The sequence below is a fragment of the Pseudomonas reactans genome (assembly GCF_013387025.1).
Taxonomy (GTDB): Bacteria; Pseudomonadota; Gammaproteobacteria; order Pseudomonadales; family Pseudomonadaceae; genus Aquipseudomonas; species Aquipseudomonas reactans.
Genome location: NZ_JACAQP010000015.1, coordinates 34,260 through 55,957, shown reverse-complemented (window position 1 = coordinate 55,957; position 21,698 = coordinate 34,260). Strand labels below are relative to the sequence as shown.

The following is a 21,698-nucleotide window of genomic DNA, read 5'->3' as shown; positions in this document are numbered from 1 at the left end:
GCGTTCGGCCAGCGTGGTTTTACGGGGCGCTTGAGATCAACATCAAAAGCCAGATCAAAAGCAGATTGGCTTTTCTGTAGGAGCGGGCTTGCCCGCGATGGCGGCCTGATGGCCGATACATTTCAGCCGATTCAAGGTGCCATCCCATGCTCCAACTAATACTCGGCGGCGCCCGTTCCGGCAAAAGTCGTCTCGCCGAAAAGCTCGCCAGCGACAGTGGTTTGCCCGTCACTTATATCGCCACCAGCCAGCCGTTGGATGGTGAGATGAATGAGCGCGTCGCGCTGCATCGCCAGCGTCGCCCCGAGCATTGGGGCCTGATTGAAGAACCTGTGGAACTGGCTCGCGTGCTGCGCGAAAACGCGGCGCCTGCGCAGTGTTTGCTAGTGGATTGCCTGACGCTATGGCTCACCAATCTGCTAATGCTTGAAGACGCTAATCGCCTGGCGTCCGAACGCGATCAACTGCTGGAAACCCTGGCCACGCTGCCGGGTGAAATCATTTTTGTCAGCAACGAGACCGGTCTGGGTGTCGTGCCGCTGGGCGAATTGACTCGCCGCTATGTGGATGAAGCCGGTTGGCTGCATCAAGCCTTGGCCGAGCGCTGTCAGCGTGTTGTCCTGACGGTTGCCGGCCTGCCCCTGACTTTGAAAGGTACTGCGTTATGACTGACACCTGGTGGCTCAACCCTTGTAAGGCGATTGACGCCCAAGCGTACGAACATGCGCTGGCGCGCCAGCAGCAATTGACTAAGCCGGCCGGCTCTCTCGGGCAGTTGGAGGCGCTGGCGGTGCAATTGGCGGGCTTGCAGGGCCAGGTCAAACCGTTGGTCGATCACGTGTGGATCGCCATCTTCGCCGGTGACCACGGCGTGGTCGCGGAAGGCGTGTCGGCGTTTCCTCAGGAAGTCACCGGGCAGATGCTGCTCAACTTTGTCAGCGGTGGCGCGGCCATCAGTGTGTTGGCGCGGCAGTTAGACGCGCAGTTGGAGGTGGTCGACCTCGGCACGGTCACGCCGTCTCTGGACCTGCCCGGTGTGCGTCACCTGAATATCGGCGCGGGCACCGCCAATTTCGTCAACGGCCCGGCGATGACCGTGGCTCAGGGGCTGCTCGCCCTGCAGGCCGGCCGCGACAGTGCGCGGCGTGCGTTGGCGAGCGGGGCGCAGCTGTTTATCGGTGGCGAGATGGGCATCGGCAACACCACCGCTGCCAGTGCGTTGGCGTGTGCCTTGCTCGATTGCCAGGTCAGTGATCTCACTGGGCCGGGGACGGGTTTGAATGCCCAAGGCGTCAGCCACAAGGTGGCCGTGATCGAGCGCGCCCTGGCGCTGCACGCCGGTCAGCGTGGTGATGCGTTGCAGACGCTGTTCAATCTGGGTGGCTTTGAAATTGCCGCTCTGGTGGGCGCCTACCTGGCCTGCGCCCAGAAAGGTATCGTGGTGCTGGTGGATGGTTTTATCTGTACCGTCGCGGCGCTGGTCGCGACACGCTTGAACCCGGCCTGCCGTGAATGGCTGGTGTTCGGCCATCGCGGTGCCGAGCCGGGTCATCGCCATGTGTTGCAAAGCTTCGACGCGCAGCCGCTGCTGGAACTGGGCCTGCGCTTGGGCGAAGGCAGCGGTGCGGCGCTGGCAGTTCCGTTGTTGCGTCTGGCGTGTGCATTACACGGGCAGATGGCGACCTTCGCCGAAGCCGCCGTGGCAGACCGCCCGGCATGACCTTGCGCCTGGACCTGCTGCGTCACGGTGAAACCGAGCTGGGCGGCGGCCTGCGCGGCAGCCTGGACGATGCCCTCACCGCCAACGGCTGGGCGCAGATGCGCGCGGCCGTGGTGGCGCAGGGGCCTTGGGACCGTCTGGTCAGCTCGCCGTTGCAGCGCTGCGCGCGGTTTGCCGAGGAATTGGGGGCTCAACTCAAGCTGCCGGTGAGCCTGGAAAAAGATCTGCAAGAGCTGCACTTCGGTGCCTGGGAAGGGCACAGTGCGGCGGCCTTGATGGAAACCGACGCCGAAGGGCTGGGGTTGTTCTGGGCGGATCCCTACCGCTTTACACCGCCGGAGGGCGAGCCTGTCAGCGCCTTTTCCGACCGGGTCTTGGGCGCTGTCGCACGCTTGCATCAGGCCTATGCCGGTGAGCGTGTGCTGTTGATCAGTCATGGCGGTGTGATGCGTCTGTTACTGGCGCGAGCGCGTGGTCTGCCGAGGGAGCAGCTGCTGAATGTCGAAGTGGGCCATGGCGGGTTGTTCAGCCTGCACGTCGATGCTGACGGCACACTGACGGAAGGGGTGTAGACATGCTGCCCTTCTGGATCGCCCTGCAATTTCTCAGCAGCCTGCCGATTCGCTTGCCGGGTATGCCGCAGCCTCAGGAGTTGGGACGCTCACTGCTGTTTTATCCGGTGGTGGGTTTGTTGTTCGGCGTGCTGTTGTGGGGCTTGAATTCGGTATTGATGGGCGCCCCGTTGCTGCTGCATGCCGCATTGTTGCTGACGGCCTGGGTGTTGCTCAGTGGTGGCCTGCACCTAGACGGTTTGGCGGACAGCGCCGATGCCTGGCTCGGCGGTTTTGGCGACCGCGAGCGCACGCTGACGATCATGAAGGACCCACGTAGCGGGCCGATTGCCGTAGTCACCCTCGGGTTGGTGCTGCTGCTCAAGTTCACCGCGTTGGTAGCCTTGATTGAGCAGCGCAACGGCGCCGCACTGATCCTGGCGCCACTGATCGGCCGCGCCTCGATGCTGGCGCTGTTTCTTACCACGCGCTATGTGCGTACCGGTGGATTGGGCCAGGCGTTATCGGATCATTTGCCGAGAATTGTCGGCCAACAGGTACTGATCCTCAGTGGTTTGGCCTGCATTCTTATCGGCGGCTTCAACGGTGGGATGGCTGTATTGCTCGCTGCGGTCTGCTTTATCGGGCTGCGCCAATTGATGGTCAACCGCCTGGGCGGCACCACGGGCGACACCGCAGGCGCCTTGCTGGAGCTGCTGGAAGTCGCGGTTCTGGTCGGCCTGGCGCTGTAACACTTTCTTGCATTTCATTAATCGCGGGTATATACACCTTCCATGCTTGCCTCCCAATGTTTATGTACCAACCTGCGACGTGCCGCCCGTGGCGTCAGCAGGCATTACGACGGCGCCCTGGATGGCTTCGGGATCAACGTTGCCCAGTATTCTTTGCTGTGTAACTTGCAGCGTCTCGACCAGCCGAGCATTTCCAGCCTGGCGGAAGCGATGGGGCTGGATCGCAGCACCTTGGGGCGCAACCTGCGGGTGCTGGAAGGCGAGGGCCTGGTGCGGTTGGTGGAAGGCGATGACCTGCGCAACCGCCTGGTGATGTTGACCGAGGACGGTGTCGCACGACTGGCGGCGGCATTACCCGCCTGGGAAGCGGCGCAGCAGAAATTGATCGATCAACTCGGCGCGCAAAAACGCGAAACCTTGTTGGCCTTGCTGGACGAACTCGCCTGAGCGCGGATTTGTTCGAATACAAGCGGGTATATACCCGCGAGCGGAGAATAAGAAATGACCTCGATGTGGCGCACCAGTGGCTGGATTCTTGTAGGGAGTGCGCTGATCCTGGCGTTGTCATTGGGCGTGCGGCACGGTTTCGGCCTGTTCCTGGCACCGATGAGCAGCGAGTTCGGCTGGGGCCGTGAGACCTTCGCCTTTGCCATTGCCTTGCAGAACCTGATCTGGGGCCTGGCGCAACCGTTCACCGGCGCCCTGGCTGACCGCTTTGGCGCGACTAAAGCGGTGTTCGTCGGCGGCGTCCTGTACGCGGTGGGCCTGGTGTTGATGGGCATGTCCGATTCGGCGTGGTCGTTGTCCTTAAGTGCCGGCTTGCTGATTGGTATCGGCCTGTCCGGCACCTCGTTCTCGGTGATTCTTGGTGTGGTCGGCCGGGCCGTGGCGCCGGAAAAACGCAGCATGGCCATGGGGATTGCGAGTGCTGCGGGTTCGTTTGGTCAGTTCGCCATGGTGCCCGGCACCTTGGGTTTGATCAGTTGGTTGGGGTGGTCTGCGGCACTGCTGGCACTGGGCCTGATGGTGGCGCTGATTCTGCCGCTGGTGGCGATGCTCAAGGACCGGCCATTGCCGGTGCTGGCGGGGCAGCAAACCTTGCGCGAAGCCTTGAAGGAAGCCTGTTCCCATTCCGGTTTCTGGCTGTTGGCCTTCGGTTTTTTTGTCTGCGGTTTCCAGGTGGTGTTTATCGGCGTGCATTTGCCGGCCTACCTGGTGGATCAGCACTTGCCGGCCACCGTCGGGACCACGGTGCTGGCGCTGATAGGCCTATTCAATATTTTCGGCACCTACACCGCCGGATGGCTCGGTGGGCGCATGTCCAAGCCGCGCTTGTTGACCGGTTTGTACCTGCTGCGTGCGGTGGTGATCGTGCTGTTCCTGTGGGCGCCGGTCACTGAAGTCACCGCCTATCTGTTTGGTATGGCGATGGGCTTCCTGTGGCTGTCTACCGTTCCGCTGACCAACGGCACCGTCGCCACATTGTTCGGCGTACGAAACCTCTCCATGCTCGGTGGGATCGTGTTCCTGTTCCACCAACTCGGTTCGTTCCTGGGTGGCTGGCTAGGCGGGGTGGTCTATGATCGAACCGGCAACTACGATTTGATCTGGCAGGTCGCGATCCTGCTGAGCCTGCTCGCTGCGGCCCTGAATTGGCCGGTACGCGAGCGGCCAGTGGCGCGATTGCAGGCGCAGATGGAGGCGGCATGAGCATAACGATACGCGGGTTGATACTCGCCGCGGTGTTGGTTTTGATGTTGCTGGCCTGGTGGGGCTGGCAAAACGGCGGGCTGGCGTTGATGCAACTGGGTATGTCGATCTGTTAAGTTCATGGTTTGACTACTTAAGGACACACGACATGCAGATGCGTTGGCTTGCTGTACCCGTCCTGATGGCTATTGGCAGTGCTGCGCTGGCTGCCAGTTGCCCGCCGCTGCTGGAAGGCCAGTTGCCCAAGCTGCGCGCCAAGGAATCCATCGACCTGTGCCAGCGTTTTGCCGGCAAGCCCCTGGTCATCGTCAACACCGCCAGCTTTTGCGGGTTCGCCCCGCAATTCAAAGGCCTCGAAGCGTTGTATCAGCGCTACAAGGGCGACGGACTGGAAGTGATCGGCGTGCCGTCCGATGACTTCAAGCAGGAAGCCAAGACCGGTGAAGAGACCGCCAAGGTCTGCTACGTGAATTACGGCGTGACCTTCACCATGACCGAGCCACAGAAGGTCAAGGGGCCCGATGCGGTGCACCTGTTCAAGGTGTTGGCGCAGCAGACCGACACGCCGCCGAAGTGGAATTTCTACAAGTACGTGGTGGATCGGCAGGGCAAGGTGATTGCCAATTTTTCTAGCCTCACCAAGCCGGACAGCCCGGACATGATCAAGGCGGTGGAGGAGGCGATAGCGTCCAAGCCTTGATCGCCAGCCAATAAAAAGCCCCGCCTCCTTTGCAGGAGAGTGGGGCTTTTTTATACGGCTGTGGGTTAGAACTTGTAGGTCAGGCCCAGGCCGAAACCGTTGGCGCTGTTTTCGTACTTGGCGTTGTACGTCTGGCGCAGGGCATTGGTGCGCTGTACTTTGACGTCTTCTTCCTTGAGGTACGAGTAAGCCAGGTCGATGGTCATGTTATCCATGACCGCGTAGCCCAGACCCACACTGAAGATCGTACGGTCGCCTGTCGGGATGCGTGGTGAGCGATCAGTATTGTTGGTAGGCGACTGGTCAAAGGTCAGGCCGGTACGCAGTACCACCTGTTTGGTCAGTTGGTACGAAGTACCGACTGCATATGCCCAGGTGTCGTGCCAGTTCTGATCTTCTTTGATGGTACCGACCAGCGCCGGGGCAACGCCGCCACCGTTGGCAGCGGTTACACCTTCGTTGTTGACGGTGATGTCTTTCAGGCGGCTCCAACGAGTCCAGGTAGCGCCCGCATAAAGTTTCCATGCATCGTTCATGTCCTGAGTGACCGACAGATCCCAGGATTCAGGGGTGTCGATCTTCAGCGAAGCATCGTAACGATTCCCGCGTAGCGCAATGCCTGGAACACCCGTACCCGGGGTCACTTCAGTATGGCCTTCGAGCTTGTACTTCACTTTCGAGTGATAAGTCAGGCCCACGCGGGTGGTGTCGGTGGCTTGCACCAGAACACCGAAATTGAAGCCCAGGGCAGTATCGTCACCCTTGATCTTGATGTTGTTCGGGCCGCTGCCTGGAACCTGAGGCAACGAGACGTCCGACTCCAATACACCAGAGATCCGGTTGATGGTCGGGCCAAAACCGATGGAAACCTTGTCGTTGAACGCGTAGCTGACGGTCGGCTGGAAGGTGATGACCTTCACTTCGCTCTTGCTGCCAAAGCCACGGCCCTGGAAACCACTTTCGTAGTCAGTCACCAAGCCGAACGGAGCATAGACGCCGAAACCGACGGCCCACTGCTCATTGAGCTTGTTTGTGTAGAAGCCGAATGGAACGGCTGTGAAAGGCACCATGTCACCTTTGTTGCTACCGCTGGTGTTGGTGTTGCCACTGACGTGGCTGATATCGGTCGAAGCGTCAATCGCAGCAACACCGCCTGTAATTTGCTGCCCATTCAGGCGAGCCATACCGGCCGGGTTACCGTAAACAGTGCTTGCATCATCGGCAGAAGAAGAGCGACCTGCGAAACCCGTACCCATCCCGCTGACGCTCTGTTCGTTCAGTGCGAAACCGCTTGCGAACAGTTGGGAAGATGCCATGGCAACGGCGAGGCTAAGTGTGGTCTTGAGCATTACTTTTTTCATTATTAGAACTCCGTGGTGATCACCGCTGCGGAAAGTAACAATAAATTTAAGATCGCGCTATAGGCTGTAATGCAGGAGATAGAGCGGTTTTGTAGGACAATCCGACCAAATTCCAGGGTTTTTGACGAATCTTGCAAATTGCCCGGTCAGCAAACCACGTGATTCATGGGTGAAACACAGGTTTGCCAGGCTTGAGTGAAATCGCGCAGCCGTCCTTGTGGGTGAAAAATTTCTTTCCAGATACGTGCCATTGCCAGCACATCACCGGGCGGAGGCAGTGCGGGGGTGTGTTGTTCCACCAACAACCATGCGATGGCCGTGGCGTAACGCAGGTTGACGGTGAGTTCCAGTTGCGGGGCGCTGAGGAACGCGTGCTGGCTCGCGAGCCCGCGGACCAGGCTGGCGCGCTCGGGGTCGAGCGCCAGGTAGTCATCCCACAAGGCGCGGTGGCGCGGTTCGGTGATGCTGTACAGGCCATGCCCACGGCGGTCGTGCAGTGCGGAACCGAGTTCCGACTGACTGGCGGCAATGCCCAGCAGCAGGGACTCGGCCGTCGGGTCATGGCGGCCGAGGTACATCAAGGTTGGCCGGATCACATAACGACACAATTCGCTGGCAGCGATACCCATACAAGCCTCAATCCGTGAAAGTGGTCGACGAAGCCTGAGAAGGTGGGGGCTTGGCAGCAGTGGATCGGATCTCAGGCTCGCCGGAAGCGGATCATGCCGCTTGAGTTGAAGTGTAGTGTCATATTTATGATGTAAAGGACTGTTTTTAAAGCATCTTCTTCATTTAGTTATAACGTTTATGCCTATTTGAACTTAGTGCAAAGACTCAATTGGCAAATTCCGGGCAATAAAAAACCCTGCTTTTTAAACAGGGTTTTTGTATTTCAGCGACTCGGGTCGATCAGGCAGTCAGTGCCTGGCGGGTACGCTCGATCACGGCCTGCAGCGGTTCTGCGCTGGAGTATTGATCGGGGTACAGACGTTCGCTGTGACGAGCGATGCCATGTTCGTTGACCAGGGTGAAGCTGAAGCAGCCTTTGCGAGCGGCCATGATCAGGCAGTTCATTGGAGCAAAAGCGTTGGTGAGGGTGCGAATGGCATCCTGAGTATGGATTTGAGCGTTCATATTATTGGTGTTCCTACAAATGACACAGATAAGAACCGTGCCGTATTAAAACGTTCCAGCGACGTTGATCACGATTGATCGAACGAAGAAACCGACTGGAACAAAGCAGCCAGTTTGAAGCGCTGATAAGTTAGGCGCGCTTGGGCTGGCAGGTAGGTACTTAGGAGGGCAGGCAACACAACAGGGGCAAAGGTTCTGGGCCCGGGGTGAAGATCCTGATCAATTTGCAGGTTGGTTCGGTCAGAGTATGGAAACTTCGCAACACCCTTTGCTTGTTCAAAGGCAGTGTCGTCGCAAGTGATACCTGGAAACCATCGAGGTGGTCGATCCCGTGTTGGACAGGGGAGTTGTTCGACCAGAATTGACTTTCAGCTTGGTACTAACGCCGCGGATAGTAACGGATTGAAACAGGTAAGGGAAGTGTGTTAGCTAAAAAACTTTCATCAGCCGCCCAGAAGGCCCCGATAAACCAGCACTGTAGTCGCCGCCGCCAGTGAACAGCCCAGCCCGTAGGCGGCAAGGGTCAGGCGTAGGGATCGGCCGGTCTCGACCACCTTCATCACGTCGCCCATGTCATTTATCCGGCCTTCGCCCAGTTCGATGCACAGGCTCACAGCAGTGAACGCCGCCGACAGCAGGATCGCGATGGCGAACAGCGCCCCATCCGGTGACGGAAGTGCTGCATTGATCCCCAAGGAAACGGCGCAGATGGCCAGCAGCAACACGGCGAATAACAGAATCCCTTTCATCAACCCACCCACTGTTGCGTTGTAGGTTGGGGAGTGTGGCGAGCCGGGAAAGATTTGAAAAGTCCCTGGTTTGTCCTTGCGGTAACATTTTTGTAGCGACTGGCTTCAAAAAAGGCCGGCTATATAACCATCGAGTGGGTACTTGTGCACATTGGTTGCGGCGTGTGTAACCGCTCTGTCAAGTGCACTGTGGGGCTGCCATTTGCCTGCATTGGAAATTTAAGTCAATGAAAAATCTGGCTTTTTTTTATTGGTGAAAAAATCGTCAGTTTGACTGCGGCCCCCATTCCATGGGGCTTTGCGCGAGTTCAAGGGGGGTTGTCCACTGAGTTATCCACAGCTTCTGTGGATTGTCCCGAGCGCTTGCTCTAGAACGGGCGTGCAGAGTTTTTTCAGCTTTACCTGTACGAAAAAAAGAGTAGAGTGGCGCGCCTTCCGTTCTGTCCCACAGTGCTTTATGAAGTTTCGCTCAGTATCACCTTCTGTTACCGACGCCCCTCAAACTGTTACCGCTCCCAAGCGCTTCTCCTTGAAAGTTGCCCTGTGGTTGCTCGACAGCCCGCGCCTGGGTCACAACCCCAACGTCAAGCACTTCGCCGGGCGTTTGCTCAAGCAGCCGGCCCGTGAAGGGGTGGTCGCTGCGCAGAGCCGCCTGGGCCAACTGATGTGCCGCGAATGCGGGAATGCCCGCGACCGCCGCATCGGTCACGACTTGCTGCGCCAGGCGGCCCGCGCCGGTGACCGGCGCGCACAGCGCGAACTGGGTCAGGTCGAAGACTGAGCTGTCCTCAGGCCCTGTGCTCCGCTAACCTTGGTTTTTTTTCGGTGATGGCAGACATGTCTATGGTTTTTGACTGGACCAGTATTGCCTTGGGCCTCGCTGGCGCTGCCGTGCCCTTACTGGCCGTGTGCTGGCAGCTCCAGCGACGGTTGACCGCAAGCATGACTGGCTGGGAGTTGCTCGAGGAGCGCTTGGCCACTGCACAGCTGGCCCAAGAAGGCCTGGCCGCACAGCTGGATGCCAGCCGCGATGAAATCAGCGACTTGAGCCAGGCCAACGCCGCCAAGCAAGCCGATCTCGCAGCAGTACGCCGCGAGGTCGAGTTGCTGCAAATCGATCGTGACAACGCCCGCGATGCTGCCCACGCCTGGAACCTTGATCGTAGCGCCAAGGAAACCGAGCTGCGCCGCCTCGATGCCTTATCGGCCGCCTTGCGCGCCGAACTGCGTGAACAACAGGACAGTCATCAACAACGCCTGACCGACCTGCAAGGCTCGCGCGATGAGTTGCGTGCGCAGTTCGCCGAGTTGGCCGGAAAGATTTTCGACGAGCGCGAACAGCGCTTCGCCGAAACCAGCCAGGAACGCCTGGGCCAATTGCTTGATCCCTTGAAGGAGCGCATCCAGTCCTTCGAGAAGCGTGTGGAAGAAAGCTATCAGAACGAGGCGCGCGAGCGTTTTTCCCTGGCTAAAGAGCTGGAGCGCCTACAGCAGCTGAACCTGCGCCTGTCGGACGAGGCCACCAACCTGACCCGCGCGCTCAAGGGCCAGAAAACCCAAGGTAACTGGGGTGAGTTGATCCTTGAACGGGTGTTGGAGCATGCAGGCCTGGAAAAGGGTCGCGAGTACCAGACCCAGGTCAGCCTCAAAGGCCCGGATGGCGAGCGATTCCAGCCCGACGTGCTGATCATGTTGCCCGGCGACAAGCAGGTGGTGGTGGACTCCAAGGTCAGTCTCACCGCGTATCAACAGTACGTGGCGGCGGATGACGAAGTGATCGGCCAGGCAGCTCTGAAGCAGCATGTGCTGTCGCTGCGAAACCACGTCAAAGGTTTGGCCGGCAAGGATTACAAACGCCTGGAAGGCCTGCACAGCCTGGATTTCGTGTTGCTGTTCGTGCCGATCGAGGCGGCGTTTTCTGCTGCATTGCAGGCCGAGCCCAACCTGTTCCAGGAAGCCTTTGACCGCCATATTGTGATCGTCAGCCCGACCACCTTGCTCGCGACCCTGCGCGTGATCGACAGCTTGTGGAAGCAGGAACGCCAGAGCCAGAACGCCCGGGAAATTGCTGAGCGCGCCGGTTGGCTGTACGACAAGTTCGTGCTGTTTATCCAAGACTTGGATGAAGTGGGTAACCGTTTGCAGCAGTTGGATAAGGCTTACAGCGCGGCGCGAAACAAGCTGACAGATGGACGCGGAAATCTTGTCAGCCGCACCGAGCAATTGAGGTTGCTGGGGGCACGGGCGAGTAAAAGCCTGCCGGCTGATTTGCTTGAGCGGGCGATGACGGATTCAGATGGCGTGGCCCATCTTCCTGAATAAACGATCGCCTTTTGTAGGAGCGAGCTTGCTCGCGAAAAACGTCAACGATAACGCCGGCATTTTGAATGACCGTGTTGCCTGTGCGTTCTTCGCGAGCAAGCTCGCTCCTACAGAGGTAGGTGTCTGCTTAAAAGTGCCCGCAACGCCGCTGGCTTCACCGGCTTGGCCAGGTAATCCAACCCCGCCGCGTGCACCTCGGCCACCATCTCCGGGCGACCGTCGGCACTGATCACCACGCCGGGAATCGGCTCGGCCAATTGCGCGCGCAACCAACCCATCAGCTCAGTACCGGTTTCGCCATGGTCCAGGTGGTAGTCCACCAGAGCCAGTTGCGGGCGCACACCGTCGGCGAGCAACGCCGCACACTGCGCCTGGTCGGTGGCGGTCCACACCTCGCAGCCCCAGCGCGTCAACAGGCTGCGCATGCCGATCAGGATGCTCTCTTCATTATCCACACACAGGACCTGTGCACCGCTCAACGGCAGTCCGGTTTCCTGTGGCGTCTTGACCTGCTGGCTGGCCTGGTTGCGCGCCAACGGCACGCGTACGCTGAACACGCTGCCTTTGCCTGGCCATGAACGCACGCTCAACCGATGGCCGAGCACACGACACAAGCCGTCGGCGATTGCCAGGCCCAGCCCCAGGCCTTTCTCCGCGCGGGTCTGGTGGCTGTCCAGGCGCTTGAATTCTTCGAAGATCACCTTCTGTTTATCCAGCGGGATACCGGGGCCACGGTCCCATACTTCCAGGCACAGCTCGCCCTTGCGTCGGCGTACGCCAAGCAGCACCGGGCCGTCGGCATAACGGAAAGCGTTGGTAAGAAAATTCTGCAGGATGCGCCGCAGCAACTTGATGTCGCTGTCGACGCGCAAGCGACTGCCGCGCAGGCGGAAACGCAGGCCTTGTTCCTGGGCCAGCGCCTTGAACTCCGCGCCCAAGGTGTCGAACAGTTCGTTGAGTACAAACGGCTGGCGCTGCGGATTGATCTTGCCGTTTTCCAGGCGTGAGATATCCAGCAGGTCGCTGATCAGGTCTTCGGCGGAACGCAGTGAGCTGTCCAGGTGTTGCACCAATTTCCGCGCTTCGCTGGAGAGGCCATCGTTCTGGTGGGAGAGAGCGGCGGAAAACAGCCGCGCGGCATTCAAGGGTTGCATCAAGTCATGGCTGACGGCCGCCAGGAAGCGAGTCTTTGACTGGCTGGCGGACTCGGCCACGCCCTTGGCATCGGTGAGCGCCACATTGAGCTGCGACAGTTCATGGGTACGCTCGGTCACCCGTTGTTCTAAACCTTCGTTGGCCTCGGTGAGCGCCTGCTCGGCTTCGCGGAACGCGGTAATGTCGGTGAAACTCATGACGAAACCGCCGCCGGGCATCGGGTTGCCGATCAACTCGATCACCCGGCCATTGGGGAACAAGCGCTCGGAGGTGTGCGCGCGGCCCTGGCGCATCCAATGCAGCCGTCGCGCCACATGCACTTCGGCCTCGCCCGGCCCGCACAGGCCGCGTTCGGCGTTGTAGCGGATGATGTCGGCGATAGGTCGACCCACGCTGATCAGGCCGTCCGGGTAATTGAACAGCTCCAGATAACGCCGGTTCCAGGCCACCAACTTGAGGGACTGGTCGACCACGCTGATGCCCTGGGTAATGTTCTCGATGGCGCCTTGGAGCAACGCGCGGTTGAACTGCAGCACTTCCGACGCTTCGTCGGCGATTCGGACTACGTCTTCCAGCTGCATTTCCCGCCCTTCGATGGCAGCTTTTACGACCGCACGTGTCGAAGATGCTCCCAGCACGCCAGCCAATAGCCGCTCGGTGTGGGCGATCCAATCATTGTCGGCATTCTGGTTAGGGTTGAAGCCTTTGCCCTGGCGATAGGCGAAGCGGATAAAGCTTTGCTGGGCGCGTTCTTCACCGACAAAGCGCGCCGCCAGGCTGAGCAAGTCGCTGATCTGCACCGACAACATCGAGCGAGCGCTGGCACGTTGGCTGATTTCCTGGCCGATGAAACGCCCGGCTTGCCAGTGCTCGGAAACCCGCGTGCGCGACAGCATCGACACCCACACAAACAGCGTGAAGTTACCCGCCAGGGAGAACACGGTGCCCAAGGTCAATGAGGTGACGGACAGGCCCAGCGGGTGGGAATGCATCCACGTCAATCCTGGGAAAAGACTGAGGGACCAGCCCAGGCTTTTCGCCGTCACTGGTAGGACCAAGGTGTAGAACCACAGGAAAGTACCGGCTGCCAGCCCGGCAAACACCCCGCGCCGGTTGGCTTGTTTCCAATACAACGCACCGAGCATGGCTGGAGCCAGTTGCGTCACGGCGGCAAAGGCGATCTGGCCGATGGTCGCCAGGCTCGCGGTGGAGCCCAGCAGGCGATAGCTGACATAAGCCAGCAACAGAATGATCACGATGCTCACGCGGCGTACCGACAGCATCCAGTGGCGGAACACTTCGAACGGCCGCTCGGCGCTGGAACGACGCAGCAGCCAGGGCAGCAGCATGTCGTTGGACACCATGGTCGACAGGGCGATGCTCGCCACGATGACCATGCCGGTAGCGGCTGATGCGCCACCGATAAATGCCAGCACGGCCAGCGCGGGATGAGCTTCGGCCATCGGCAGGCTGATCACGTAGGAGTCCGGCAGTACCGAACTGGGCAGCATCATCTTGCCGCCCAAGGCGATCGGTACTACAAACAGTGCGGCAAGAATCAGATAGGCGGGAAACACCCACTTGGCCAGGCGCAGGTCCTGCGGGTCGATGTTCTCCACCACCGTGACGTGGAACTGTCGGGGTAGGCAGATGATCGCCATCATGGCCACGCCGGTCTGCACCACCATGGAGGGCCAGTTGACGGTCTCTTTCCAGTATTCCTCCAGGCGTGGCGCGAGCATGGCCTGGCTGAACAGGTCGCCGAAACCGTCGTACAGGCCGTAGGTCACAAACGCGCCGACCGCCAGAAACGCGAACAGCTTGACCAGCGATTCAAACGCAATCGCCAGCACCATGCCACGGTGGTGTTCCGTGGCATCGAGGTTGCGCGTACCAAACACAATGGTGAACAGCGCCAGCACCAGCGACACGATCAGCGCGGTGTCCTGGGCGCGGGTGCCCGTGGTGTCGGCGCCGGCACCGATCAGCAGATTGACGCCCAGCACGATGCCTTTGAGTTGCAGGGCGATATAAGGCAGCACGCCGACCAGGCAGATCAGGGCGACGACCACGGCGAGGGATTGGGATTTGCCGTAGCGTGCCGCAATAAAGTCGGCGATGGAGGTGATGTTTTCCTGCTTGCTGATCAGGATCATCTTCTGCAGCACCCAAGGTGCCAATACCAGCAGCAACACCGGTCCCAGGTAGATTGGTAAAAAAGCCCACAACTGTTCGGCGGCCTGGCCTACAGCTCCGAAGAACGTCCAACTGGTGCAGTAAACAGCCAACGACAGGCTGTACACCCAGGCGCGCATGCGCGGCGGCAATGGCGCGCGGCGGCGGTCACCGTAGAAGGCGATGGCAAACATAATGGCCATATAGGCCAGGGCAACGGCGGCGATCAGCCCGCTGGACAACGTCATGGTAACTCCGCACATAAGAACACCCAGGCATTCCAGGCCCGGTTGGACAGTCTCGCAGAATGCCTGGAGTTAGTCAGTGTCGACCAAGGTCGTGTGGGTTCTTATGTCGCAGGGTCTTTTGGCGCAGGATATAGATCGTCACCAGCACCGCGCTGGTCAGCATGAACCCGCGCGCCCACGGCAGTGGCACCAGGTAGCACGACACGCCAATGCTCAGCCACATCAAACCGATGGCGTAGACCTTGCCTTTGAGGGGAATGCCATTGCCGTCCAGGTAATCACGGATCCACGGCCCCAGGCGCGGGTGTTGCACCAGCCAATGGTAGAAACGCGGGGAGCTTCGGGCGAAGCAGGCGGCAGCGAGGAGCAGGAAGGGCGTAGTCGGCAATACCGGTAGGAAAATGCCGATCACCCCCAACGCCACACTGAGCCAGCCGATGGCCAGCAACAGGTAGCGCAGGAGCAGAGGACGATTGCCCATGGGTGTCACGGGCAAGCGACTCAGTGGTGACGTGGCTTGAGGATCGCCGGTTTTTCGTCAGGTGCGTTGCACAGCAGGTACAGCGCGGTCAGGGCTTCCGGGATCTGGACGATCATGTCGTCCATCAGGTTGGCGTCGGCGGCGATGTCGGCGAACTCAGGCTGGTCGTCGAACAGGCCCGAACCGACCATGATCGGCAGCAGCATTTCGCTGACTTCTTCCTCGGCGGTTTCAAACCAGGCGGCTTCGCGCAGGAACACGCCTTCCATGAAGCCGATGCACCAGCCGCGCAGGTCGGAGTCATCCGGCTCTTCGCCCAGGTCCAGTTCGCACGGCAGCTCGAACTCCTCGTCGGAGGCCAGTTGGCGACCGATGTGGGCCTTGAGGGCCAGCAGGGTGGATTCGATTTCTTCGCGTTGGGCTGCGTCGGTGTAGTGCGGCTCTTCGGCGAACAGCGCGTCGATCCATTCACGGTCGGGGACGACGTCGGAGCAGATCGACAGGGCGGTCAGGTAGCCGTGGGCGGCCACGTAGTCCAGCGCCTCGTCATGCAGCTCATCGGCGTCGAGGAAGGCTTGCAGGCGGGTTAGTTGCTCAGCGAAGGACATTGAAGGACTACCTTGGGAATAAACGATGCTGAATTCTAGGCTTTCTTGAGCGCCCAGGCCAGCCGCACTGCATATTTGCCAGGTTTTAGATAGCGCTCGCTATTCGTCAGTGGCGCCCTTTGCCGGGGAGCGCTCGGGTATACTGCCGCGTTTTGTGATGCCCTTGCAGGCCAAGCCCAGTGCGCGAAAACTTCGCTTACGGATTATTTCCCGTGAAAGCGGTTTTTTTCGGCCAGCCTGTACAGAGGGATTTCGGCACTATTTTGGAGTTTTACATGCTCGAACAGGCACAACGCGTCCTCAAGGACATCTTCGGCTACGACAGTTTTCGTGGCCGCCAGGGTGCGATCATTGAGCGCGTGGCCAGTGGCGGTGACGCCCTGGTACTGATGCCTACCGGCGGCGGTAAATCGTTGTGCTTCCAGGTGCCGGCGCTGTTGCGCAATGGCTTGGCCGTGGTGGTGTCGCCGCTGATCGCTCTGATGGACGACCAGGTGGCAACCCTGGAAGAGCTGGGTGTCGCCGCCGCGTCGTTGAACTCCACCCTCAGTGCCGAGCAGCAGCGCGACCTGGCGGCGCGGATCAAGCGCGGTGAAGTGAAGATGCTGTACTTGGCCCCCGAGCGTCTGGTGCAGCCGCGCATGCTGGCTTTTTTGCAGAGCCTGGAAATCGCCCTGTTCGCGATTGATGAAGCTCACTGCGTGTCGCAATGGGGTCATGACTTCCGTCGCGAATATTTGCAGCTTGGCCAATTGGCGGAGCTGTTTCCCGATGTGCCGCGCATTGCCCTGACCGCCACTGCTGACAAGCGTACCCGCGAAGAAATCGTCGAGCGCCTGCATCTGCAGAACGCCGAGCGCTTCCTGTCGAGCTTTGACCGACCGAATATTTTCTACCGTATCGTGCCCAAGGAGCAGCCGCGCAAACAGTTGCTGGCGTTCCTTTCCGAGCGGCGCAGCGATGCGGGCATCGTCTATTGCCTGTCGCGCAAGAAGGTCGATGAAGTGGCTGCGTTTCTCTGCGAGCAAGGCTATCCGGCGTTGCCGTATCACGCCGGCCTGCCCAACGACACGCGTTCGGCTCACCAGAAACGCTTCCTCAACGAGGAAGGCCTGATCATGGTCGCCACCATCGCGTTCGGCATGGGCATCGACAAATCCAACGTGCGCTTCGTTGCGCACATGGACCTGCCCAAATCCCTTGAGGCGTACTACCAGGAAACCGGGCGTGCCGGCCGTGACGGTTTGCCGGCGGATGCGTGGATGGTCTACGGCCTGCAAGACGTGGTGATGCTCAAGCAGATGCTGCAGAACTCCGAAGGCGACGAGCGCCACAAGCGCCTGGAACAGCACAAACTCGACGCCATGCTCTCGCTGTGCGAAGAGACTCGCTGCCGCCGCCAGACCTTGCTGGCGTATTTCGACGAAGACATGCCCGAACCCTGTGGCCACTGTGATAACTGCACCGACGGCGTGCAGACCTGGGACGCCACCGAGCCGGCGCGCCAGGGTTTGTCCGCCATCTATCGCACCGGCCAGCGTTACGGCGTCGGCCACTTGGTGGATGTGTTGCTGGGCAAGGACAATGAGAAAGTACGCAGCTTCGGCCATGAAAAACTCTCGGTCTACGGCGTCGGCAAGGCCCGCGCCGAAGGCGAGTGGCGCTCGCTGTTCCGGCAAATGGTGGCGCGCGGCCTGGTGGACATCGACATCGAAGGCTATGGCGGCCTTCGCCTGAATGACAGCTGCCGGCCGCTGCTCAAGGGTGAAGTGACGCTGGAGCTGCGTCGTGACCTCAAGCCGCAGACCACCGCCAAGACCAGCACCAGCCAGGCCAGTCAGCTTGTACGTGGCGAAGAACGCGAACAGTGGGAAGCCCTGCGCACCCTGCGCCGCAAACTGGCCCAGGAACACAGCGTGCCGCCGTACGTTATTTTCCCCGACTCCACCTTGTTGGAGATGTTGCGTGAGCAACCTACGACTATGTCGGAAATGGCCAGGGTCAGCGGCGTCGGTGCACGCAAGTTGGAGCGCTACGGCCAGGCGTTCCTCGAAGTGCTCGGCGGCCAGGCCGAAGCACCGAAGGAAGTCGCCGATATTCGCCACGAACTGATCAGCCTGGCACGTGCTGGCATGACCCCGATCCAGATCGCCGGCCAGTTGCAATGCTCGGAGAAGAACGTCTACACCTTGCTTGCCGAATCCATCGGCAAGCAGCAATTGTCCCTGGAGCAAGCCCTTGATTTGCCAGAGGATCTGCTCGGCGAAATCCAGGATGCTTTCTTGGACGGAGAGGGCGAATTGCCACCTGTGGCGGAGATTGCTCCGCTGTTTGCCGGGCGTGTTCCTGAAGGTGTTTTGTACTGCGTGCGGGCGGCTTTGCAGTCTGAATTCGAAATTTAGTGCGCCAATTACGACAATGTAACGAATCAGTACATAGCAACTCTTGCCTACTTGCGAAGCTCATGCTTAGCTGACTAATAATTAGCCACACTTTATTTTCAGTCTAAAACATGAGTTTTTTATGCCGTTAACCGATCAACACCGATTTGGCATGCAGTTGGCGCAAATGTCCCGTGGTTGGCGCGCCGAGCTGGACCGACGTCTGGCGGGGCTTGGCCTGTCTCAGGCGCGCTGGCTGGTGCTGCTGCACCTGGCCCGTTTCGAAGAAGCACCCACCCAGCGCGAGCTGGCGCAAAGCGTTGGCGTCGAAGGGCCGACACTGGCCCGCCTACTGGACAGTCTGGAAGGCCAGGGCCTGGTGCAACGTCAGGCAGTGGTAGAAGACCGTCGTGCCAAGCGCATCCTGCTGTGCGATACCGCCCGGCCTTTGATCGAGCAAATCGAAACCATCGCCACCGCCCTGCGCCATGAACTGTTTGTAGGCGTGGACGAAGCCGACTTGAGCGTGTGCATGCGTGTGCATGCACACATCCTGTCGAATCTGGAAAAGTCCTGATACCGCGGATTGATAATGGGGCTTGTTGTGGCGAGGGAGCTTGCTCCCGCTGGGCTGCGCAGCAGCCCTATGGCAGCCCCGGTCTATCTGAAAAAACGCGTTAATCTTTTCAGGGCCGCTTCGCGCCCCGGCGGGAGCAAGCTCCCTCGCCATGAAAAGCCCATACATTCGTGCTGTGGCAGCTTTAGAACGTCTGCCCCAGGTTCAGGTATACCGCCTTCTGATTATCATCATTGAACCCATAGCTGAAGTTCAGCGGCCCCAGCGGTGTATCGAACCCCAGGAAAATACTCGCGGCGTTGATATACCCGCTGTCGAATTCATTGTCGTTGTTCCACGCCCGTCCACGCTCAAGTGACGCGCCCAGGTACAGTGGGAAATCCAGCGGCAGGTACGAACGCGGTGTGAGCCGGCGGTAGTACACCGCGCGCATCAGGCTGATGTTCTGCCCTGAGATCGCGTCCTGGCGGAAGCCCGACAACTGCCGCGCACCGCCCAGCAGGAAGCTGGAAATCACCACATCCGAATCATCCAGGGTGCGCCCGTAACGCCCGCCCAGCACCAGCGTATCCGGGCCGTGGCTCATGGCTTTGTCGAGCTTGAACTCCCACTGGCGGTAGCGCTGGTCCGAGCCCAGCCCCGGTTCGAATTCGCGGTAGGCCAGGCCGATGTCTTCGCCGGTATGGGGGAAGTACACGTTGTCCAGGGAATCGAAGGAGTACTTCAGTTCATAGAAGCCTTCGCTGAAACTCACGCTGGGCAGATCCCGGTCGCCAATGCGCACATCCGCCTTGCCCCAGGCTTCGCCGACGCCGAAGCGGATCTCGCCGCTGTTGCCGATCTGCCGTCCGACGTTCAAGCCGAAACCGTAGCGTTCCAGGCGATATTCGGAGATGGGGTCGTTGTCCAGGATCAGCTCGACGTTCTGTGCCTGGGCGCTGATGTACGGCGCGACAAAGTAACGCGAGCCGGTGTCCATTGGCTGGTAGAACTCGCTGTACAGCTCTTGGCGATCACCAATCTGCACCCGCGTCAGCCATTCGGCGCCGAGACGGTTGATGCCGTTCATGCGGTAGCTGGCGCCGAGGTTGAAGGCGCTGTCGCCACGCATGTCATCCGACAGGTTCAAGCCCAGGCGCAGGTAGTCGGTGCCGCTGCGTTTGCCGCGCGCGCTGATCACCAGAGTATTGTCCTGGCCCTTTTTCACCACGCGGTATTGCACCTGTTCGAAGTAATCCAGGCCGTACAAGGTGCCCATGTCGGTTTGCAAACGCCCCAGGTTCAGCGGCTCGCCCAGGGGTTGGCGGATGTAGTAGCGGATCACGTCGTCGCTGACTTTCGAGTCGTTTTCCACATTGATGGCGGTGATCACCGGCGTGCGTTCGCCGGGTGTGCGGGCGGCTACCAGTTGGGGGTCGATCGGCTCGGCGGGGCGCAGGTGGGCAAGGCGCGCGTCGAGGGCGCGGGTGGCGCGGTAACCGGCATCGATCATGTCCTTGGCGCGGCCGAAGTCGGTTACCCCATAGGCAGCAAGGGGCGGCTGGATCAGCACGTCCTTGGGGTGCAGGGCCTTGAGTTGTTCTTCAGAGTTGCGCCGGGTCATCAGGGTGATCGACTGGTTGAGCACATCCACCACCGTCGCCAGTTGCTTGCGCGAACGCAGCGGCGTGCCGATGTCGACGACGATGGCGATATCCACGCCCATTTCCCGTGCCACATCCAGCGGGATGTTATCGGTCATGCCACCGTCCACCAGCAGCCTGCCGTCCAGCTCCACTGGCGCGAAGACCGCCGGGATCGACATGCTGGCGCGGATCACCTGGGGCAGGTGGCCCTTGCGGAACACCACTTTCTCGCCGGTGGTGATATCGGTCGCCACCGCACGGAAGGGGATCGGCAGCTTGTCGAAGTTACGCGTGTTGCTGCTATGGGCGAACATGCTTTCCAGCAGCAGCGCCAGGTTCTGGCCCTGGATCACGCCCAGTGGCAGGCCCAGGCTGCCATCGTCGCGAAAGCTGAGTTTCTGTTTGACCAGGAAATCCCGGTCATCCTGCTTGCGCCGGAACGGCACGTCTTCCCGAGGCGGTGCGTCGGACAGTGCCTGTTGCCAGTCGATGCTCAGTGCCAGTTTTTCCAGTTCGTCGATCTTGTAGCCCGAGGCGTACAGCCCGCCAATCACCGCGCCCATGCTGGTGCCGGCAATGGCGTCGATCTGAATGCCTTGCTCTTCCAGCGCCTTGAGCACGCCGATATGCGCCAGCCCACGGGCGGCACCGCCAGACAGCACCAGGCCGATTTTCGGGCGTGGCGGTTCAACGGCGTCGGCGATAAGGGGGAGCAGGCATAGAAACAGGCAGGACAGCAGGCGGCGCATCATGAATCTCGAGGCTGGGCGATAAAGGCCGCTATTATAGCCACTCGATCCGCTGAGCCCGTTACGCCTGGAGCCTCTCAAATTATGTCTTCGATCAAACCCGAGATCGTCATCACCTATTGCACCCAGTGCCAGTGGCTACTGCGTGCCGCGTGGTTGGCGCAGGAACTGTTGAGTACGTTTGCCGATGACTTGGGCAGAGTGGCGCTGGAACCGGCCACCGGTGGCGCGTTTCGCATCACTTGCGACGGTGTGCAGATTTGGGAGCGCAAGGCGGACGGCGGTTTTCCCGAGGCCAAGGTGCTCAAGCAGCGCGTACGTGACCAGATCGACCCGCAGCGTGACCTGGGGCATAACGACCGCACTCAGTGAAAGTCACCGCCCCGTAGGGCGGTGACACTGTGGTTATTTGGCCGCCATCTTTTGCTTGATGAAGCCAATCACCCACGTCAGCACCAGTCCGCCGACACCACCCCCGACAATATTGCTGCCAACCGCCGCCACATCCAGCGCTTCACCGCCCGAGGTGCCGGTGAGTGCCGCGACGACCTGGCCCAACACCAGCCCGCCGACACCACCTATCAGTGTATTGAGCCCGGTCCCGAGGCTCTGTTTGGTCATGCCGGCGATGTTGCCGCCGACGGCCCCGCTGATGATCTGCACTAACAAATTGATGAGCATTTCCATGGTAAAGCTCCCG

The 21,698-nt window shown here is 60.2% G+C and carries 21 protein-coding genes; 12 read left to right on the top strand and 9 right to left on the bottom strand.

All coding sequences use genetic code 11. The annotated features are described in order from the left end of the window. The first annotated feature begins 146 nt into the window (after positions 1 to 146). The 7 genes from cobU (at position 147) to HX793_RS18125 (ending at position 5,433) form a co-directional block, all read left to right on the top strand. On the top strand, positions 147 to 668 hold the full coding sequence (gene cobU / locus HX793_RS18155; protein WP_177052481.1) for a bifunctional adenosylcobinamide kinase/adenosylcobinamide-phosphate guanylyltransferase: 522 nt from the start codon (positions 147 to 149) through the stop codon (positions 666 to 668). Then, a complete protein-coding gene (cobT, locus tag HX793_RS18150) occupies positions 665 to 1,720 on the top strand; it encodes a nicotinate-nucleotide--dimethylbenzimidazole phosphoribosyltransferase (RefSeq protein ID WP_177094454.1) in 1,056 nt (351 codons plus the stop codon). The genes cobU and cobT overlap by 4 nt, the downstream gene beginning before the upstream one ends. Then, the gene (cobC, locus tag HX793_RS18145) at positions 1,717 to 2,292 is read left to right on the top strand and encodes an alpha-ribazole phosphatase family protein (protein WP_016976528.1); all 576 of its coding nucleotides are present in this window, start codon (positions 1,717 to 1,719) and stop codon (positions 2,290 to 2,292) included. Before cobT ends, cobC begins: the two co-directional genes overlap by 4 nt. Before the next feature lie 2 nt (positions 2,293 to 2,294). After that, positions 2,295 to 3,023 (top strand): adenosylcobinamide-GDP ribazoletransferase, encoded by a 729-nt coding sequence (locus HX793_RS18140; protein ID WP_177052483.1) that lies wholly within the window; start codon positions 2,295 to 2,297, stop codon positions 3,021 to 3,023. A gap of 42 nt (positions 3,024 to 3,065) precedes the next feature. Further along, positions 3,066 to 3,470 carry a MarR family winged helix-turn-helix transcriptional regulator gene (locus HX793_RS18135; RefSeq protein WP_177052484.1) on the top strand — a complete coding sequence of 135 codons (405 nt, stop codon included), beginning with the start codon at positions 3,066 to 3,068 and terminating at the stop codon, positions 3,468 to 3,470. Between the two features lie 63 nt (positions 3,471 to 3,533). After that, positions 3,534 to 4,733, top strand: a complete 1,200-nt coding sequence (locus HX793_RS18130; RefSeq protein ID WP_177052498.1) for an MFS transporter — start codon at positions 3,534 to 3,536, stop codon at positions 4,731 to 4,733. Between the two features lie 148 nt (positions 4,734 to 4,881). Continuing rightward, a complete protein-coding gene (locus HX793_RS18125; protein ID WP_177052485.1) occupies positions 4,882 to 5,433 on the top strand; it encodes a glutathione peroxidase in 552 nt (183 codons plus the stop codon). Positions 5,434 to 5,498: 65 nt separating this feature from the next. Here HX793_RS18125 and HX793_RS18120 read toward each other — a convergent pair whose 3' ends face one another. From HX793_RS18120 to HX793_RS18105, 4 genes are all read right to left on the bottom strand, one after another. Next, a complete protein-coding gene (locus tag HX793_RS18120) occupies positions 5,499 to 6,794 on the bottom strand; it encodes an OmpP1/FadL family transporter (protein ID WP_095017137.1) in 1,296 nt (431 codons plus the stop codon). Between the two features lie 146 nt (positions 6,795 to 6,940). Continuing rightward, entirely contained in the window at positions 6,941 to 7,423 is a 483-nt protein-coding gene (locus HX793_RS18115) for a hypothetical protein (RefSeq protein WP_177052486.1), read from the bottom strand. Between the two features lie 280 nt (positions 7,424 to 7,703). Continuing rightward, positions 7,704 to 7,928: a hypothetical protein gene (locus tag HX793_RS18110; RefSeq protein ID WP_005790139.1), complete on the bottom strand. Its 225-nt coding sequence runs from the start codon at positions 7,926 to 7,928 to the stop codon at positions 7,704 to 7,706. Positions 7,929 to 8,371: 443 nt separating this feature from the next. Further along, positions 8,372 to 8,677: a hypothetical protein gene (locus HX793_RS18105; RefSeq protein WP_016976536.1), complete on the bottom strand. Its 306-nt coding sequence runs from the start codon at positions 8,675 to 8,677 to the stop codon at positions 8,372 to 8,374. Positions 8,678 to 9,134: 457 nt separating this feature from the next. Here HX793_RS18105 and HX793_RS18100 point away from each other — a divergent pair, with 457 nt between their 5' ends. After that, entirely contained in the window at positions 9,135 to 9,458 is a 324-nt protein-coding gene (locus HX793_RS18100; protein ID WP_095017134.1) for an SEL1-like repeat protein, read from the top strand. A gap of 176 nt (positions 9,459 to 9,634) precedes the next feature. Further along, positions 9,635 to 10,999, top strand: coding sequence for a DNA recombination protein RmuC (locus HX793_RS18095; protein WP_166794315.1), 1,365 nt, complete (start codon positions 9,635 to 9,637; stop codon positions 10,997 to 10,999). 107 nt (positions 11,000 to 11,106) lie between these two features. On the opposite strand, the gene HX793_RS18090 is transcribed toward HX793_RS18095, so the two are convergent. The 3 genes from HX793_RS18090 to HX793_RS18080 all read right to left on the bottom strand — a co-directional run bounded on the left by HX793_RS18090 (position 11,107) and on the right by HX793_RS18080 (position 15,666). Continuing rightward, positions 11,107 to 14,577 (bottom strand): hybrid sensor histidine kinase/response regulator, encoded by a 3,471-nt coding sequence (locus HX793_RS18090; protein WP_177052487.1) that lies wholly within the window; start codon positions 14,575 to 14,577, stop codon positions 11,107 to 11,109. Positions 14,578 to 14,650: 73 nt separating this feature from the next. Continuing rightward, positions 14,651 to 15,058 (bottom strand): YbaN family protein, encoded by a 408-nt coding sequence (locus tag HX793_RS18085; RefSeq protein ID WP_042942931.1) that lies wholly within the window; start codon positions 15,056 to 15,058, stop codon positions 14,651 to 14,653. 20 nt (positions 15,059 to 15,078) lie between these two features. Next, entirely contained in the window at positions 15,079 to 15,666 is a 588-nt protein-coding gene (locus HX793_RS18080; RefSeq protein ID WP_016976541.1) for a UPF0149 family protein, read from the bottom strand. Positions 15,667 to 15,941: 275 nt separating this feature from the next. On the opposite strand from HX793_RS18080, the gene recQ reads away from it, so the two are divergent. Next, the gene (gene recQ, locus HX793_RS18075; protein WP_177094452.1) at positions 15,942 to 18,068 is read left to right on the top strand and encodes a DNA helicase RecQ; all 2,127 of its coding nucleotides are present in this window, start codon (positions 15,942 to 15,944) and stop codon (positions 18,066 to 18,068) included. Positions 18,069 to 18,189: 121 nt separating this feature from the next. Beyond that, positions 18,190 to 18,624, top strand: a complete 435-nt coding sequence (locus HX793_RS18070; protein ID WP_010208708.1) for a MarR family transcriptional regulator — start codon at positions 18,190 to 18,192, stop codon at positions 18,622 to 18,624. Between the two features lie 184 nt (positions 18,625 to 18,808). Here HX793_RS18070 and HX793_RS18065 read toward each other — a convergent pair whose 3' ends face one another. Further along, on the bottom strand, positions 18,809 to 20,998 hold the full coding sequence (locus HX793_RS18065; protein WP_095017130.1) for a patatin-like phospholipase family protein: 2,190 nt from the start codon (positions 20,996 to 20,998) through the stop codon (positions 18,809 to 18,811). Between the two features lie 84 nt (positions 20,999 to 21,082). On the opposite strand from HX793_RS18065, the gene HX793_RS18060 reads away from it, so the two are divergent. Beyond that, the gene (locus HX793_RS18060; protein WP_016976543.1) at positions 21,083 to 21,370 is read left to right on the top strand and encodes an Rdx family protein; all 288 of its coding nucleotides are present in this window, start codon (positions 21,083 to 21,085) and stop codon (positions 21,368 to 21,370) included. Between the two features lie 33 nt (positions 21,371 to 21,403). Here the strand turns inward: HX793_RS18060 and HX793_RS18055 are convergent, their stop codons facing one another. Then, positions 21,404 to 21,685, bottom strand: coding sequence for a hypothetical protein (locus HX793_RS18055; RefSeq protein WP_016976544.1), 282 nt, complete (start codon positions 21,683 to 21,685; stop codon positions 21,404 to 21,406). Positions 21,686 to 21,698 lie beyond the last annotated feature (13 nt).